General features: G+C 68.2%; 15 protein-coding genes. 7 read left to right on the top strand and 8 right to left on the bottom strand.

Annotated features, from left to right (window positions below; genetic code table 11):
* Positions 1-62 precede the first annotated feature (62 nt).
* The 3 genes from QRN16_RS12255 to QRN16_RS12245 are packed head-to-tail and all read right to left on the bottom strand — an operon-like array spanning position 63 to position 2,691.
* On the bottom strand, positions 63-1,160 hold the full coding sequence (locus QRN16_RS12255) for an ABC transporter permease (RefSeq protein WP_027506673.1): 1,098 nt from the start codon (positions 1,158-1,160) through the stop codon (positions 63-65).
* Positions 1,157-1,936, bottom strand: a complete 780-nt coding sequence (locus QRN16_RS12250) for an ATP-binding cassette domain-containing protein (RefSeq protein ID WP_027506672.1) — start codon at positions 1,934-1,936, stop codon at positions 1,157-1,159. The genes QRN16_RS12255 and QRN16_RS12250 overlap by 4 nt, the downstream gene beginning before the upstream one ends.
* Entirely contained in the window at positions 1,933-2,691 is a 759-nt protein-coding gene (locus QRN16_RS12245) for a nucleoside/nucleotide kinase family protein (protein ID WP_285187060.1), read from the bottom strand. The genes QRN16_RS12250 and QRN16_RS12245 overlap by 4 nt, the downstream gene beginning before the upstream one ends.
* Positions 2,692-3,060: 369 nt before the next feature.
* Here QRN16_RS12245 and QRN16_RS12240 point away from each other — a divergent pair, with 369 nt between their 5' ends.
* Together QRN16_RS12240 and QRN16_RS12235 are read left to right on the top strand one after the other, a co-directional pair.
* Entirely contained in the window at positions 3,061-3,801 is a 741-nt protein-coding gene (locus QRN16_RS12240) for an SDR family oxidoreductase (RefSeq protein ID WP_285187058.1), read from the top strand.
* A 40-nt stretch (positions 3,802-3,841) separates the two neighbouring features.
* A complete protein-coding gene (locus tag QRN16_RS12235; protein WP_027506670.1) occupies positions 3,842-4,852 on the top strand; it encodes a LacI family DNA-binding transcriptional regulator in 1,011 nt (336 codons plus the stop codon).
* Here the strand turns inward: QRN16_RS12235 and QRN16_RS12230 are convergent.
* The gene (locus QRN16_RS12230; protein ID WP_285187053.1) at positions 4,841-6,058 is read right to left on the bottom strand and encodes an HAD-IA family hydrolase; all 1,218 of its coding nucleotides are present in this window, start codon (positions 6,056-6,058) and stop codon (positions 4,841-4,843) included. The two genes, QRN16_RS12235 and QRN16_RS12230, sit on opposite strands and share 12 nt — an antisense overlap.
* 75 nt (positions 6,059-6,133) lie before the next feature.
* Here QRN16_RS12230 and QRN16_RS12225 point away from each other — a divergent pair, with 75 nt between their 5' ends.
* The 5 genes from QRN16_RS12225 to QRN16_RS12205 all read left to right on the top strand — a co-directional run bounded on the left by QRN16_RS12225 (position 6,134) and on the right by QRN16_RS12205 (position 12,811).
* Positions 6,134-7,165, top strand: coding sequence for a LacI family DNA-binding transcriptional regulator (locus QRN16_RS12225; protein WP_051613560.1), 1,032 nt, complete (start codon positions 6,134-6,136; stop codon positions 7,163-7,165).
* 2 nt (positions 7,166-7,167) lie between these two features.
* A complete protein-coding gene (locus QRN16_RS12220) occupies positions 7,168-9,435 on the top strand; it encodes an FGGY family carbohydrate kinase (protein WP_285187564.1) in 2,268 nt (755 codons plus the stop codon).
* A 51-nt stretch (positions 9,436-9,486) separates the two neighbouring features.
* Positions 9,487-11,049 (top strand): DUF2207 family protein, encoded by a 1,563-nt coding sequence (locus QRN16_RS12215; protein ID WP_285187050.1) that lies wholly within the window; start codon positions 9,487-9,489, stop codon positions 11,047-11,049.
* A 13-nt stretch (positions 11,050-11,062) separates the two neighbouring features.
* Positions 11,063-11,341 carry a hypothetical protein gene (locus tag QRN16_RS12210; protein ID WP_027506667.1) on the top strand — a complete coding sequence of 93 codons (279 nt, stop codon included), beginning with the start codon at positions 11,063-11,065 and terminating at the stop codon, positions 11,339-11,341.
* A 78-nt stretch (positions 11,342-11,419) separates the two neighbouring features.
* Positions 11,420-12,811 carry a nucleobase:cation symporter-2 family protein gene (locus tag QRN16_RS12205; RefSeq protein WP_082544397.1) on the top strand — a complete coding sequence of 464 codons (1,392 nt, stop codon included), beginning with the start codon at positions 11,420-11,422 and terminating at the stop codon, positions 12,809-12,811.
* A 12-nt stretch (positions 12,812-12,823) separates the two neighbouring features.
* Here QRN16_RS12205 and QRN16_RS12200 read toward each other — a convergent pair whose 3' ends face one another.
* From QRN16_RS12200 to QRN16_RS12185, 4 genes are read right to left on the bottom strand one after another with little or no spacing between them, the layout of a single operon-like run.
* Positions 12,824-13,813 (bottom strand): LLM class F420-dependent oxidoreductase, encoded by a 990-nt coding sequence (locus QRN16_RS12200; RefSeq protein WP_285187045.1) that lies wholly within the window; start codon positions 13,811-13,813, stop codon positions 12,824-12,826.
* Positions 13,814-13,828: 15 nt separating this feature from the next.
* The gene (locus QRN16_RS12195; RefSeq protein WP_285187043.1) at positions 13,829-14,629 is read right to left on the bottom strand and encodes an SDR family NAD(P)-dependent oxidoreductase; all 801 of its coding nucleotides are present in this window, start codon (positions 14,627-14,629) and stop codon (positions 13,829-13,831) included.
* A gap of 8 nt (positions 14,630-14,637) precedes the next feature.
* Positions 14,638-16,446, bottom strand: a complete 1,809-nt coding sequence (locus QRN16_RS12190) for a glycoside hydrolase family 15 protein (protein WP_285187041.1) — start codon at positions 16,444-16,446, stop codon at positions 14,638-14,640.
* On the bottom strand, positions 16,443-17,108 hold the full coding sequence (locus QRN16_RS12185) for an HAD family hydrolase (RefSeq protein ID WP_285187039.1): 666 nt from the start codon (positions 17,106-17,108) through the stop codon (positions 16,443-16,445). The genes QRN16_RS12190 and QRN16_RS12185 overlap by 4 nt, the downstream gene beginning before the upstream one ends.
* Between the last annotated feature and the right edge of the window lie 21 nt (positions 17,109-17,129).

The raw sequence follows: 17,129 nt of genomic DNA, 5'->3' as shown, positions 1-17,129 counted from the left end.
TCTTTCCGGTAGGCCGAGCGTGGTGAGGGGAGTGTGCGATGAGGCCGAGCGACGGTGGTACGTCAGGGGTTTCGAGCCCACAGTCGTTTCAGTGAGGACGTCGACGCCCCGCGGGTGGCGGCGGCTCGGCGGCGTTGATCGAAGTACACGGCGGCGATGAGCACGGCACCGACGGCGACCTGCTGCCAGAAGGGCTGCACACCGACGATGACGAAGCCGTTCTGGAGCACGGCGGGAATGAAGAGTCCGATGACGGTGCCGAACATGGTGCCCACACCGCCGAAGAGGCTGGTGCCGCCGATGACGACCGCGGCGATGACGTTGAGGTTGGTCTGCGACTGGCCGGCGATGGCCGTGGTGCCGTACTGCGAGAGCGACAGGATGCCCGCGAGACCGGCGAGCGTGCCGGACAGCGCGTAGACCTTGATCAGGTGCAGGTCGACCTTGATGCCGACGCGCCGGGCGGACTGCTCCTTGGACCCGACAGCGAAGGTGTGCAGGCCGAACCTTGTGCGGTGCAGCACGATACCGAACACGATGACGAACACCAGGGCGATGAAGGAGATGAGCGGGATGGTGGTCGCGGGCACGTTGCCGTAGCCGATCGTGTCGACCAGCACCGGCGGCACGTCGCGGATGTCGACACCACCGGTGATGACCTGGGCGAGACCCAGTGCGCCGCCGAGCGTACCCAGCGTCGCGATCAACGGAGGCACCTTCGCGATACCGATGAGGAACCCGTTGAGCAGCCCCCACGCCAGCCCGCAGGCGACGGCCACGAGGATACCGATGACGGCCACACTCCAGCCCTCGCCGCCGACGGCCCGCATCACCTTCGCGGCGACGACGCCGGAGAAGACGAGGACAGAGCCGATGGAGAGATCGATACCGCTGGTGACGATGACGAACGTCATCCCGATGCCGAGGACGGCGAGGATCGAGACGTTCTGGATGATCTGCCGGATGTTGCCCCACTCGGGGAAACTGTTCGGCGCGAGAATCGAGAACAGGATGCTGATCGCCAGCAGCACGATGACGATCTGGAACACCTGGACACGGGCGAGGCCGGCGAGGCTGCTCCGCAGATCGAACGAGCTGCCGTTCGACGACGGTTCGGGGGCCGAGGATCCCGCTGACTTCGGCAAGGTCTGATTGCTCATCTCGCGGCTCCCACCGTCGCGCCGGTCATCGCGCCGACGAGTGCTTCCATGGTCGTGTTCTTGGCATCGAGCGTCGCGACGCGCTTGCCCAGGCGCAATACCTGGACGCGGTCGGCGACCTCCATGACGTGCGGCATCGAGTGGCTGATGAACACCACGGCGACGCCCTTGTCGGCCACTCGACGAATGGTGTCGAGCACGTTGCGGGTCTGGACCACGCCGAGTGCGGCGGTGGGTTCGTCGAGGAACACCACACCCTTGGCCCAGGCCACGGCGCGGGCGATGGCGATGGCCTGCTGCTGGCCACCGGACATGGCTCCGACCGGATCGGTGAGGCTGCGGACGGTGGCCCCCAGTTCGTCGAGCGCCGCACGCGACTGCGTGCGCATCTCGGCCGTGTTCAGGAAGCCGAGCTTGCCCAGCAGGCCCGCCGCGGGAATCTCGCGCCCCAGGAACATGTTCTGGGCCGCGTTGAGGTGCGGAGCGAGCGCCAGGTCCTGGAACACCGTCTCGATGCCCAGATCTGCTGCTGCGGTGGGGTTGTCCAGGTCGACGGTCACGCCGTCGTAGAGGATCTCGCCGGAGTCCAGCGCCAGGCTGCCGGACAGCGCCTTGACCATCGTCGACTTGCCGGCGCCGTTGTCGCCGATGAGTGCGACCACCTCGCCCGCGTAGATGTCGAAATCGGCGTCGTCGAGCGCGCGCACGTTCCCGAAGCTGCGGGAGAGCCCGCGTGCCTCGAGGACGGGCGTGGCGCCGTCGGGGTGGTTGCTCATGAGAGCTCCTCGGATGAGTCGGTGTCGCGTGATGAGTCGGTGTCGTGAGCGGGTGCGAGAAGCGGGTCGTTCGGCACCTCGATGATCAGGTCGGCGCGGCGGGCCGCCGCGGCCACGATCTCCGCGTTGCGGAGGTCGACGTCGCGGGTCCACTGCTCGGCGTCCGCACGCGACTTGCCGTGGTGTCGGTGTCGGGCCACGAGTCGTTCCGCGCGCACCGTCGTCGGAACGTCGAGGTACCAGACCTCGTCGAGTTCCGAGCGCACCGCGCCCCACCCGCCGTCGTCGAGCAGGAGGTAATTGCCCTCGGTGATCACCATCGCGGTGTCGCGCTGCACGGGGACGGCGCCGGCGATCGCGGCCTCGATCGACCGCTCGAACCGCGGTGCGTAGATCGTCTCCGCCGTCTGGTTCCGCAGGCGGCGCAGGAGCGCGACGTATCCGTCGACGTCGAAGGTGTCGGGCGCACCCTTGCGTCCACGGCGCCCGAGCCGGATCAGCTCCTCGTCGGCGAGGTGGAACGCGTCCATCCCCACCAGCGTGGAGTCGGTACCGAGTTCCGCCTGAAGCAGTGCGCAGAGAGTCGACTTGCCCGCGCCCGGTGCACCGGTGACACCCAGCAGCCGGCGACCGCCGGATCCGTCGCGCAGCACGGACGCCAGGTGGCTCACCATCTCGGTGAGATCGGCCGGCGCGTAGCGCCGACGGTCCTCGCGGCCGTCCGGCGTGCCGGCGTCGTTCGAAGCTGCGTACATGTCCGTCCCTCGTCGAATCGCGGAACTCGATCGACCCGACCTTCGTGGGGGCGGGTCGTCGTGCGGCCCGAGCCGCATCGCGATGCGGATCAGTGTGACCCACGCAACTCACCGTGTCACGCGTTTCGCGAAAATTCATGTCACCGGTGACATGGGCACCGATCGGTCGAGCGTCCCCGATTCGTGGAGGACACTCCCAAGAGAAGGATCAGTGCAGTTCAGCGATGTTTTTCGGCAATCGGGCGCAGAATTACACACGGTGACGTACGGTCCGTGTCATCGATGTCATGGACCACCGCAACGGAGGACATGACATCGATGACATCGCACCACCGCCACACCCACGACTCCCCAGAAGGCAGAACCGACATGTCGCAGAGTTCCCCGTCGAAGTTCAGGGGCCGCACGATCCTCGTCACCGGGGCCAGCGGCGGTATCGGCGCCGCCACAGTGCGGTGCCTCGTCGCCGACGGCGCCGACGTCATCGCGTCCGGACGGAACGAGGCCGCGCTCGCTGCTCTGCAGGAGGAGACCGGCGCACGTCCGCTGCCGTTCGACCTCACGTCGGAGGACAGCATCCGTGAGGCCCTGTCGGGCCTCGAGCTCTACGGCGTGGTCAACTGCGGCGGCTTCGGCGGCGAGATCGCCACCCCCCAGGACACCGACATCGACATCTTCGACAAGGTCATCTCCATCAACGCGCGCGGCAGCCTCCTCGTCATCAAGTACGCGGCTCCCGCGATGATCGCCGCCGGAGCCGGGGCCATCGTCAACGTCTCGAGCCAGGCATCGCTCGCAGCGCTCCCCGGACACATCTCGTACGGATCCTCGAAAGCGGCTCTGGACAACATCACTCGCGTCGCGGCACTGGAACTCGGGAAGCACGGCATCCGGGTCAACAGCGTCAATCCCACCGTCGTCATGACGGAGATGTCCGCCTTCTACTGGGGGCGCCCGGAGATCGAGGGCCCGTTCCTGTCGCAGATGCCGCTCGGTCGGTGGGCCACCGAGGCCGAGATCGCGGCCCCCATCGCGTTCCTGCTCAGCGACGACGCCTCGATGATCACCGGGGTGTCTCTTCCGGTCGACGGCGGGTACACCAGCCGCTGACCCGTCATACTGTCCCGGCACGTACGAAGAAGGTGGCCCGATGACCACGATGCAGGATGTCGCGACACTGGCCAACGTCAGCGCGAAGACGGTGTCCCGTGTCTACAACGACGATCCGCACGTCGATCCCGAGACTCGCGCTCGGGTCAACGCGGCGCTCGAATCGTTGAACTACGTTCCCAACACCATCGCGACGTCGTTCCGCGCCGGCCACACCGGTGCCATCGGGGTCGCCGTTCCGGACATCGACGATCCCTTCTTCGCGTCGATCGCGCGTGCGGTGGAGAACCGAGCCCGGCTGCACGACATGGCCGTCATCATGACCAGCCTCGGTCACGACGCGTCCCTCGAGAGCTCACTGGTGGAATCGCTCTTGCGCAGACAACTCAGCGGCCTGGTGATCGCGCCCATCGGTACCGACCACGCCTATCTCAAGCGGTGGGCCGAGCGCACCCCCACCGTGTTCGTGGACCGCGCGCCCTCCGGGCTCACCGCCGACACGTTCGTCGACGACGATCACGGCGGTGCCTGGACGGCCACCACCCATCTTCTCGATCGGGGCCACCGGCGCATCGCTCTGGTCGGCGACGACATCTCCATCAGCACCGCGTTCAACCGCCTCTCCGGGTATCGAGATGCGCTGGAGAGCAACGGGATCGAGTACGACGACACGTTGGTCGTCACCGGAGTCCTCGGCCGCGATCAGGCACGGGAGGCGATGCGCACACTGCTCGACTCCTCCGCGCCGCCCACGGCGCTGTTCCTGTCCAACGCCCGCACCGCGATGGCGTGCGTGCCCGAACTGCAGAAGCGCGGAGCGACGCGCCCCGCGTACGTCGGCTTCGGCGACTTCCCGCTGGCCGACGCTCTGTGCCCGCCCGTCACCGTGATCGACCAGAACCCAGCCGAACTCGGGCTCCAAGCGATCGATCGCATTCTCGGACGCATCGAGAACCCGCGCCGGCGTTACCGCCGCCGCAACGTGCTCGGAGTCGAGCTGATCGAGAGGGAATCGTGCACGCTCCCCGACGGCGCCGCGTCACCGCAGTGACACGGTGACGCCTCCCTCGGCGAGGGTGACCGTCAGCTGATCCAGGGTGTCGACCTGCAGGTCCGCGTCCAGGTCGGCTCGGTCGTGCGTGCCTCCCACACCGATCACCGTGCAGCCCGCGGCCCGTGCCGATCGCACTCCGGCGGGCGCGTCCTCGACGACCAGGCAGCGGCTCGGATCGATCCCGAGCGTGCGCGCCGCGAGGAGATAGGGCTCCGGGTCCGGCTTGCCGTGTGCCACGTCCGCAGAGGTCACCATCGCGGTGGGTGCGGCCAGACCCGCCGCTGCGAGACGGGCGTGCGCCACGGGGGGTGCACCCGACGTCACGATCGCCACCCGCGAGGCGGGCAGTGCCGAGAACAACTCCAGCGCACCGGGAGTGGGGACCACGTCGGCCACGTCGCGGGTCTCCAGATCACCGAGCCGCAGCGCCGCTGCCGGCCCCTCCACGTCGCCGAGAAGCAGCGCCATCGACTCCGCCGCCGTCATTCCGTGCGCAATGTCCGCGACCGCGAATCCGTACTCCGCGCCGACCTCGGCCCAGCACCGCGCGACGGCCGCCGTGGAGTCGACGAGAGTGCCGTCGAGGTCGAACAGCATCGCGTCGAACGTCCGCCCGACGACACCACCCCGGTTCGCGGGCGGGGACACCAGTCCCAGCGCCCGGCGGACACGGAACAGTTGCTGCGCGGTGGTGAGAGACGCGTCGACGCGCAGATGCGGGACCGTGGGGCTCGAGTGCGGCGTGTCGGCGCGGTGGCGATCCCGGTCCAGACCGCGGTCCGCGCGGCGCCGGGCGAGCAACGCCTCGCTGCCGTCGACATGGACGACGACCACCGGCGCAGGGGCCACGGACTCGAGAAGAGCCGCCCACTCGTCACCACCCTGCAGTTCGCGGGTGAACGGCGCGACCATCACGGACCTCGCGCCCACCGACGTCAGTTCTCCTGCGACGGAACGCATCACGGCATATCGACCGGCACGGATCAGGGGCGCCGCGTCGCCGGAGTCGTTCCAGTGTCCACTGCCCAGCAGCGGACTCAGCACGTCGAGCAGCGGCGCCGTCAGGGTGTCGAGGTCGAGCAACGGCGCTGCGAGATCACGGGCGACCGCTGCTCCGAGGGTCGACTTGCCACTGCCGGCGACCCCGGCGATCACCACGTGCGGGCCGCTGTTCCACGCGATCTCTTGACAGGAGGTGTGCACGATGACGATCATAGAAGACAACGTTGTCTCGCAGCAATGCCGGACCGTCACCCACCCTCGATCGAGAGTTCTCCCGTGACCCACCGCGCCAGCATCAAGGACGTCGCCGCACTGGCAGGCGTCAGCTTCAAGACTGTCTCGCGCGTGGTCAACGGTGTCGACACGGTGCTCCCCGAGCTGCGCGAGCGCGTCGAAGCGGCGGTGGCGGAACTGAACTACGTTCCCAACTCCGCCGCACGATCACTGAAGTCCGGATCCGGCACCACCATCGGCATCGTGGTCGACTCCATCGACGACATCTTCTTCGCCTCCCTGGTACGCGCGATCGAGGAGCGTGCGCTCGATCGCGGCATGGGAGTCATGGTCGGCAGCACCGGGTTCGATCCCGAGCGCGAACTGTCGCAACTCACCCGCCTCGCCGGTCAACACGTGCGCGGCATCGTGCTCGCCCCCGTCGGCGATCACTCGTCGTTCCTCACCCCGCGCCGCCACACCCTGCCGGTGGTGACCGTCGACCGCTCGATCCCGGGTTTCGACTCCGTCACCGTCGACGACTACTCGGCGGCTCGACGCGCCGTCCGGGTGCTGGTCGACGCGGGGCACCGGCGGATCGCCCTCGTCGGTCACGATGCGCGACTGCAGACGGCGCAACGTCGACGCGACGCGTACGTCGACGTCCTCACCGAGCACGGTCTCAGCGCCCCGGGCGACGGCATTCCCGAAGTGGCGCCGTCACCGGACGCGGTGCGCCCGGTGGTGCTCGACCTGCTCGCCCTCCCTGAACCCCCCACGGCGCTGTTCGTCTCCAACGCCCGCCACGCCAGTGCCGTCGTGTCGGTCCTGCACGAGATCCACCGCACGGACGTGGCCATGGTGTCGTTCGGCAGCTTCGCTCTCGCCGACGCCGTCGATCCGCCCGTCACCTGCATCGACCAGAACCCGTACGAGATCGGAGCCGCGGCGTTCGACCGTCTGCTGCTGCGCTTCGACGATCCCACCCTCGACGCCGTGGCCGGCCTCGCCGACACGACTCTCGTCGAGCGCAGCTCGCATCTCGCTCCCCCGAATCGACAGTCCCCCAGCGCTGGAAAGCGGTACCGCCCGTGAGCATGTCCCTCGTCGCCGGTCTCGACCTCGGCAGCACCGGAATCAAGATCCTCGTCAGCGACTCCTCGGGTTCCGAGGTCCTGATCGAGCAACTCGCCACTCCCTGGACGCACGGGGCCGGCGGTACCACCGACATGGCGGCGGACGATCTCCTCGACACCGTGCGTCACCTGGTGGAGATCGTCGCGCGCCGACTGCCGGACGTCACCGGTGATCCGAACGCCCGGCTCGATGCCGTCGCCGTCTCGGGCATGGGCGAGACGGGCTTCCTCGTCGACGCAGGGCTGGAGGTCGTGGCGCCGTCGTTCGCGTGGTTCGACCCGCGCGGCGGGGAGCAGGTCGCCGCCCTGCCCGAGCCGCTGCGGGCCGCGTTCGCAGCGACCACGGGAATCCCTCTCGGGGTGCAGGTCTCGGTCGCGAAGATCCTGCATCTGCAGTCCGGCGGACTGGACCTCACCGGACTCCGATGGCTGGATCTGCCCGCGTTCGTCGTCGCCGCTCTCGGCGGACGGGCTGTCAGCGAGTACTCGCTGGCGTCGCGAACGGGGCTGCTCGACCAGGACACCGGCGCCCCCTGGCGGGACATGCTGGCGCACCTCGGTGTCGACGACACCTTCCTCCCGCCGCTCGTCGCTGCCGGCACCGCACTCGGATTCGCCTCGGCGCCATGGCTTCCCGAGCTCGTACGCGGGGCCGCCCTCACGGTCGCGGGCCACGACCACCTCGTGTCCACGGTGTCCGGCGGCGACATCGCCGACGACACCTACCTCGTCTCGATGGGTACCGCGGAGGTGTTGTTGCGCGTCCTGGACACGCCACCGTCCGCGGCCAGTCGCGCGCGACTGGCCGAGCACCTGATCAACTCGGTCCGCCACGTCGTGCCCGGCAAGTACGTGCTGGTGGCCGGTGTGAAGTCGGGACTGCTCATGCGCCGCGCACTGCAGTTGTGCGACATCACCGATCGCGCCGGGCGGGACGGGCTGGACCAGCGCGTGCAGGCACTGCCGTCCGCGGGATCCGTCGCCGAGGGTGGTGTCACCGTCTCCGGTGCACGCAACGACGACGGTGTGCTCGCACTGACCATCCGGACCGACGGGGTGGACGCCGCCGAACTCTTCCGCGCCGTGCTGCTCCACGGGAACGACGAGGTGGCCCTGCTGGTCGCCGCGCTCGACCGTGAGGTCCCGCCCGCACGGCGCAGCATCCTCACCGGTGGCTGGGCGAGCATGGCCTGCGTCCGCGACGCCCGCGCCGCCGTCCTGCCCGACATCACCACCTCCGGCCGAACACAGGACACCGCCTACGGCGCAGCCCTGTTCGCCTCCAGACTGCTCGACTCGAGCGACCGAACCCCACCTCGCACCACCGACAGGAGCTCCGACATGAACGACCTCACCACACTGGAACGACGCGGCATGGCCGCCATCTCCACTGCGAACGGCAACATGCTGATCGTGGCCGGCGACCAGCGCAACGGCATGAAGGCCGTCATGAACGACGCCCCGGACGGTCCGGACTCCATCTCGAAGGATCAACTCGCCGATGCCAAGGGCGATCTCGTGAAGTACCTCGGCAACCACGCTCCCGCCATCCTGCTCGACCCGGAGGTGGCGCTCCCCCGCGTCGTCGACGAAGGCACGTTGTCGCGGGACACCGCGCTCGTGGTCGGGATGGACGCCTCGGGATTCGAGACCGTGGACGGCCTGAAGTTCACCCGCTTCGTCGACGGCGTCACCCCGCGCGTGGTGCGCGATCTGGGCGGCGATGTCGCGAAGATGTTGTGGTACATGCGCCCCGACCGTCAGACGGCGGACTCGCGGGTCGGCCAGGAGATCGCCGAACTGGTGAAGGCGTGCTCGGCCGAGGGTCTGCTGCTGATCGTCGAGATCCTCACGTACCGGCTCGAGGGCGAATCGGCCGTCGACTACGCGGAGCGCTTCCCGTCCCTCGTGGCCGAGTCCGCCCGCATCTCCGTCGAGTGCGGTGCCAAAGTGCTCAAGCTGCAGTACCCCGGATCGGCCGAAGCCTGTGCCGCCGTGACCGCCGCCGCGAACGGCGTGCCGTGGGCCGTCCTGTCCGCCGGTGTGGATCACGAGACGTTCATCGAGCAGGTGCGCACCGCCGTGGCGAACGGCGCCAGCGGCGCGATGGCGGGTCGCTCCCTCTGGAAGGACAGCATGGCCGTCTCGGCCGACACCCGCGAGCAGCTGCTGACGGACCGCGCGCTGCCGCGCCTGCGCGAGCTGGCCGAGGCCGTCGACAACCGCTGACCGACACGCGACACGCGATACCGGACCGTCGAGTCTGCCTATCATGACGGCATGACACGGTTCCGGTTCGCGGTCGCGTTCATCGCGGCGACAGCAGTGCTCGGTCTCGCCGGTTGCTCCGACAGCTCCGGTGACACACAGTTCGACGGGCTCACGGTCGGTCAACGCGTGTACGACCGCACCGGGGACTCGCTGGGTCCGGCCGACGTCGAGGCGCTGGAGCAGCGACTCGACGCGCTGCGCGCCGAGACCGGGGCCGACGTCGTCGCGTACGTCCGCGAACTGGACGCCGACTCGGACGACACCCTCGATCAGGTGGAGGCACTCCAGCAGGCGTGGGTGTCGACGGCGGACGTCGATCAGGACGTCGCCGGTGCCATCCTGATCAACCGCGAGCCCGGTACCGACGACGAGGCTCGGGCCGGGATCCTCCTCGGTTCCACCTTCGACGACGGCAATGTTCCCCGCGACGAGCAGGAAGCGATCATCGAGGACGCCCTGGTGCCGCCGCTGCGCGACGGTGACGTCGCGGGCAGTCTGACGAACGGCATCGACCGGCTCGAGTCCTCCATCCTGGTCGGGCCACCGGTGACGGCGCTCGACGAGTTCGCCGCCGGGCCGGGGTCGACGTGGCTCCCGTGGACCGGTCTCGCCGTCGTGCTGGTCGGCTCCGCGGGCGCGGCGCAGATCTACCGTCGCCGTTCGCGGCCCACGGTGTCGGCGCAGCCTCCGACGACCTACCGACCCGATCACACCACCGATCCCGCGATCGTCACGGCTCTGGTCCATCGGAGCGCGCAGGCGAGTGCGGTGCCGGCCACGCTGCTGGCGCTCGCGGCGGCCGACGCAGTGGCTCTCGAGTCCGAGCCGGGTTCCGGGTCGAAGAAACGTGGCAAGGACACGCTCCGAGTCCGACTGCTCGACCGCGGCAAGGTACGCGGCGACGTGCAGGACGCCGTCTGGACCATGCTGTCCGAGAAGGCCGAGGGCGACGTGGTGGACAGCGCCGCGCTCACGAAGCTCGCGCAGGGTCACGGCGCGACGAAGGCCGTCGTCGACGCGCACCTCGAGGCGAACGGGTGGGTGCGCCACGGTACGGCCGGACCACGCTGGGGTCTGGTCGGACTGGCACTTCTCGGCGGTGCAGTCATGGTGGGCGCAGGCGTGGTCGCTGCTTCCGGGGCCCCGATCATGCTGGTCGCCGCGATTCCCGGCGGGATCCTGCTGATCGCCGGCCTCGTCATGACGGTCGCCTACTCACGATTCTCGGCTGCCGGTCTCGACGCCGCTCGTCCCTGGGAGGCCTACCGTGACGGGTTGAAGCAGTCGGGAAAGGACGACGACTCCTCGCTCGATCTGGACGACGCACTGCCCGACATCGTCGCGCTGGGGCTCGGCTCCACGTTCACGAAGCGCCTCGAGGCGGCCACGGACGCGGACGGCGGAACGACGCTGCGTGCCTTCGCCTCACCGTCCGGATCACTGCACGCCTCGGACCCGGCACTGCTGAACTGGGTCGTCTTCTCCTCGGTGTTCACCTCGACCAACAGCAGCGCCGGCACGGTGTCCGGGGCCGGCGCGGGTGGCGGTGGCGGCGCCGCGGGGAGCACCTGAGACCATTCCGGGTGTGACCGACACTCCGTCATCACGTCCCGCGTATCGCAACGGCGCGGGCAGCAGCGCGCTGGTCGCGGGCATCGTCGCGCTGGTCTGCGCGTTCGTGCCCTTCGTGGGAGACATCGTCGCGGTGCCCACCGGCATCCTCGCGGTGGTGTGCGGATGGGTCGGTATCGGCCGGGACGAGGACGGCACGGCCACCAACGGCCGCGAGGCGATGATCGGAGCCGCGCTGGGCGGCGCCGCACTGTTCGTCGTCTTCGTGTCCTTCGCCGCCACCACCCTCTGAGCCGACGGAGTGCCGCCGTAACGGCGCGGAAACCGAGAAGACCGACGAACGACACGGGCAGGGCCGACACTGTGTCCCATGGTGTCGTTGTCGAGGTTCACTCGCGGTCGGGCGGGCACGCATCCGGTCGACCACATTCCCCCGCTGTCGGTGCTGGCTCCACTCGGCTTGCAGCACGTGCTCGCGATGTACGCGGGCGCGGTCGCCGTCCCTCTCATCGTCGGCAGCGCCCTGGTCGCTGCGGGGGAACTGCAGTCGAGCGACCTGCCGTACCTCATCACGGCCGACCTGTTCGTCGCCGGGATCGCGACACTGATCCAGGCGGTCGGGTTCTGGCGCTTCGGGGTACGACTACCGCTGATGCAGGGCTGCACGTTCGCCGCGGTGACGCCGATGATCGCCATCGGCTCGCAGTACGGCGTCACCGCCATCTACGGTTCCGTGATCGCGTCCGGCGTGTTCATGATGGCGCTGGCGCCGGTGTTCGCGAAGCTGCTCCACCTGTTCCCGCCTCTGGTCACGGGCACGGTCATCCTGATCATCGGCCTGTCGCTGATGCCGGTGGCGGCCGGATGGTTCGGCGGCGGAACGGGATCCGAGGACTTCGGTGATCCGAAGTACATCGGGATGGGCGCACTCACGTTGCTGATCATCCTGCTGATCGAACGGTTTGCTCCCCCGGCCGCCAAGCGACTGAGCATCCTGCTCGGACTCGTCGCCGGCACCGTCATCGCGATCCCGCTGGGCATGACCGACTTCAGTGGTGTGCGGGAACAGGACTGGGTCGGCGTGACCACGCCGTTCCACTTCGGATTCCCGACGTTCGAGGTCAGCGCGATCATCACCATGTGCATCGTCGCGCTGGTCATCATGACCGAGACCACGGGCGACATCATCGCTGTCGGCGAGATCGTCGACAAGAAGGTTCCGCCTCGCCGTCTGGCCGACGGTCTGCGCGCCGACGGCCTGTCGACGATGCTCGGTGGCATCTTCAACACGTTCCCGTACACGGCGTTCGCGCAGAACGTGGGGCTGGTGGCGATCACGGGCGTCAAGACCCGCCATGTGGCCACGTTCGCCGGCGGCATCCTCATCCTGCTGGGGTTGCTGCCGAAACTCGGTGCCGTGGTGGAGGGTGTGCCGCTTCCCGTGCTCGGTGGCGCGGGCATCGCACTGTTCGGCATGGTGGCCGCGAGTGGCGTCCGCACGCTCGCGCAGGTGTCGTTCAACAACACGAACATCCTGGTGGTCGCCGTCGCGGTGGGCGTCGGACTGTTGCCCACGGTGTCGCCGGACCTCTACGACCGGTTCCCCGACTGGTTCCAGACCATCTTCCACTCCGGCATCAGCGCGGGTGCGCTGTGCGCGGTGGTCCTGAACATGCTGCTGAACTCGGAGTCGTTGCGCGACAAGCTGTCCACCGACACAGATCCGCCGGCCCACGACGCTGTGCGTGGACCGGCGCTCTGATCGATCCGTCGGTCAGGAGGACGCTGCGCGGAGCTTCTCGAGCAGTGGCCCGGCGGCCTCGGCAAGGAAGCGCTCCTGGGTCTCGTCACCGACCTGCACGAGTGCGATGTCGGTGAAACCGGCCTCCCAGTAGGGCGCCACCTTCTCGACGATCGCATCGAGATCCGGTCCGCAGGGGATGGTTCCGGCCACGTCCTCCGGCCGGACGAACTGTGTCGCACCCGCGAAACCGGCCGTCGTCGGCAGGTCAGCGTTCACGGCCCACCCGCCCGCGAACCAGCGGAACTGGTCGTGCGCGATCCGGATCGACTCGTCTTCGTCGGGACCCCAGCAGATGGGGATCTGCCCGATCTTCTTCGAGTCACGACTCAGACCGGTGCCGATGTGCCGCGCCTTGTCCCAGCCCTGCACCAGCTCCGGCTTGGGCTCCGTCGAGATCATATGGTCACCGAGCGGGGCGAAACGCTCGATGGACTTCGACCCCGAGACCGCGATGCCGATCTCGAGCGGCGTGTCGGGCGTGTCCCACAGACGGGCGGAGTCGACCCGGTAGTGCTCGCCTTCCCATGTGACCAGCTCGCCCGACTGCAACTGCCGAATGATCTTGACGGCTTCCTCGAACATGTCCTGACGCTTGTCCACCGACGGCCAACCCTGGCCCACGACATGCTCGTTCAAGTTCTCCCCGCTGCCGAGACCGAGGGTGAAACGGCCGTCCGACAGGATCTGCAGGGTCGCGGCCTTCTGTGCGACGACCGCGGGGTGATACCTGATGATGGGGCAGGTCACGTAGGTGTACAGATCGACCGTCGACGTCGCGTGCGCCACCGCGCCCAGCATCGTCCACGCGTACGAGGCATGCCCCTGCGAGGACAGCCACGGCGAGTAGTGATCGCTCGATACCTCGAAGTCGAAGCCGACGTTCTCCGCTTTGACCGCGTAATCGACGAGCTGCTTGGGACCGCTCTGCTCGGTCATGAGGGTGTATCCGAAACGGGTCATGGGAAGTGATCCTCTCTAGATGGTCGCGACCGAACCGGAGTCGACGCGGTAGTTGGAGCCGTTGACGAAGCTGGCACGCTCCGAACACAGGAACGTGACCACCGACGCCACTTCCTCCGGGGTACCCCGTCGACCGAGTTCCATGAACGGCCGATCCTCTTTCAGGAAGCTCTCGATGGCCTCGTCGCGATCGGTGCCGCGCTCGTCTGCGCGCTTGTCCATCATCGCGTCGGTCATCGGCGTGTGAATGAAGGCAGGGGAGACCGCGTTGACCAGGACTCCCTCGGACGCATAGGTCTTGGACAACCCCTTGACCAGCGACAGGATCCCGGCTTTCGCTGCGCAGTAGGGCAATTCGTCGATGTAGGGCTGCTCGGCGTCTTCCGATGCCAGCAGCACGATGCGTCCCCACCCGCCCTGACGCAGCTCCGGGAGGAACGCGCGCACGACGCGCACCGGACCGAGAAGGTCGACCTCGATGGTGGACGACCAGCCGTCGTCGTCGATCTCGTGGAACATGCCCTGCGCGCCGGTGATCCCGGCGCTCTGCACGAGGATGTCGACGGTGCCGAGCGCCTCGACAGCCTTGGCATGCAGCGCCTCCACGTCGGCCGGCTTCGTCACGTCGGCGGCGAAGGCGGTGACGGCTCCGTCGGGTCCCGTCAGGTCCGCCGCGCCTGCAGCGAGCTTGTCCTGGTCCTTGTCGGTGACGAAGACTCGGACGCCCTCGTCGAGAAGCATCTGCGCTGTGCACCAGCCGATTCCCGAATCCGCTCCGGTGATGACTGCTGTTCGTCCTGTGATTCCGAGATCCATGTGTGGTCCTACTTTCGTGTGTCGGAGGTCGTGTGGTCGTGACCGCTGGCCAGTGTCAGCGCTGCGTTGATGAGCGCCAGATGGGACAGGCCCTGCGGGAAGTTGCCCAGAAAGGTCGACGGCTCGTCCTCGGCCGACCGGTCGGGATCGATCATCTCGGCGAAGAGGCCGACGTCGTTGCCGCTGGTGACCAGTCGATCCATGAGTGCGCTGGCCTCGTCGTCGCGGCCGAGCTTGGCGAGGGCGCCGACGACCCAGAACGAGCAGGCGACGAACGTACCCTCGACCATCTGCATGCCGGAGTAGCGATAGAGGTGGTCGCCGGAACCGAGTTCGTCGCGCAGAGCGTCGACGGTCCTCGACATCCGCTCGTCGTCGACGCACCGACTGCCCGCGTGCAGCAACACGGAGGCGTCGAGCTCATCCGTGCCCGGGTACCAGACGTAGGCGCCGCGGGACTCGGACCAGCAATTGTCGTCGATCCACTGGGCGATGTGGTCGCGCTCGGTCACCCACCTGTCCGCGATGCCGGGAATCATGCCCTGCTCGGAGAGGTGCACCGCACGGTCGAGCGCGTGCCAGCAGCCCATCTTGGAAGATGTGTAGTGCCGGATCGTGGGCAGCTCCCAGATTCCGGCGTCCTTGCGGCGCCAGATGTCACACGTCGTGTCGGCGATCTCCGCGAGGAGTCGGCCCGTGGGCGCGTCGAGTACGTTGCCCGCGTCCACGTAGAGGGACACGATGTCGAACAGGTCACCGAAGATCCCCTGCTGCAACTGAGTTGCCGCCTCGTTTCCGTTGATCACCGGACCGACCCCGCGCCACCCCGGCACGTCGGGATATGTCGAGCCGCCCGGGATCTCACCGTTCAGGGTGTAGAACACCTGCGTGATCTGCTCGTTGCTGCGGATGATGCGCAGCAGCCACGCCACCGCGGCGTGGACCTCCTCGCGAAGACCGAAGCGGATCAGCGCTTTGATCGTGTACGCGGTGTCACGCACCCACGCGTAGCGGTAGTCCCAGTTCTTGGCACCGGCCCACCGCTCCGGCAGCGAGGTCGTCGCCGCCGCCGCGATGGCACCGGACGGGCTGTACAACAACAGCTTCAGTGCGAGGGCGCTGCGATGGACCTCGTCGTGCCAGGGGCCCTCGTACCGGAACTCCTCGGACCACATCTGCCAGTTCGCGATCGTACGATCGATGCCCGAGTCGACGTCCTCCGGCACCGGGAGATACAACGGTTCCACCTCGGTACCGACCACGGCCACGAGGGAGCGCGAACCGACCGCGGTGGTGAATCGACCACTGATGGAACGAGATTCGAGCTCGATGTCGTCGGCATTGAGAGTGCGCACGCCCAGAGTGACACCGTCGACGCGCAGCACCGTACCGTGCACCGTCTCGTACGACCACGGCGACGCCGTTCCCAGACACGTCCCCGGAGCGACGGACCACTCCATGTCGACACTGCCCTCGACGCCCTCGACGCGCCGTGCGAGCTCGGTCCACGGAAGGCGTCCCGCCACACCGGTGTTCAGGGAGTCCGTGACGTTCACGACGCCCGACTCCGTCGTGAATGTCGTGACCAGGACATTGGTGCCGTCGGCGTACCGACGGGTGGTCGTGAACTCCTCCGCCGGACGCATAGAGATGTAGCCGCCGGACTCGGCGTCGAGGAGTGCCGCGAACACCGGCGCGGTGTCGAGATTGGGGACCGGGAACCAGTCGATGCGCCCGTCGTCCGCGATGAGCGCGACGGTGCGGCCGTCGCCGATCGCCGCGTAGTTCTCGATCGGTGCGTAGCCGTTCTCTCTCATTCGAGGCGCGCGATCATCGAACTGTCGATGTGCGCCAACAGGTCTGCAGGATCGTCGTACACCGCGGTGGCGCCGGCCTCGGTAAACTCGGCACTCGAGACGCCGCCACTGCGCACTCCGATACACGGGACGCCCGCTGTGACGGATGCCTTCACGTCCCACACGGAATCCCCGACGAAGACGGCGCGCTCGGCACCGACGCCGGCACGGTCCAGCGCGATGTCGACGATGCGCGGCTCAGGCTTCGCCGTCTCGACGTCCTCCGACGACGTCAACTCCGAGACGATCTCCTCGACCCCGAGAAGTCCGCGAAGGATCGCGAGTTCGTTCTCCGGTGCCGAGGTGGCGAGTACGACCTGCAGCCCGCGGTCCACTACCGCGCCGAGCAGGTCGAGCGCACCGGGCAGCGGCGACAGCAGGGAGGACATCTCCTCGTAGTACTGCGTGTGTAGTTCCTTCGCGCGTTCCGCCGCGTCCTCGGGTGCGTCACCCGCCAACGACGAGAGCAGCTTCGCGCCGTCCATGCCGATCGAGCGGTGAATCCGCCACGAGTCCACAGCGATACCGGCGTCGGAGAAGGCACGAGCCCAGGCGTGGACATGGGCGTAGTTCGAATCGACGAGCGTGCCGTCGATGTCGAACAGAACGGCGGGAGAAGTCACCCTCCTCGACTACCCGGGGGT

The sequence above is a fragment of the Rhodococcus sp. MEB041 genome (assembly GCF_030208955.1).
In the GTDB taxonomy this organism is placed as follows: domain Bacteria; phylum Actinomycetota; class Actinomycetes; order Mycobacteriales; family Mycobacteriaceae; genus Rhodococcoides.
The sequence above is the reverse complement of the archived record's forward strand: the minus strand, read 5'-3'. Positions and strand labels throughout refer to the sequence as shown.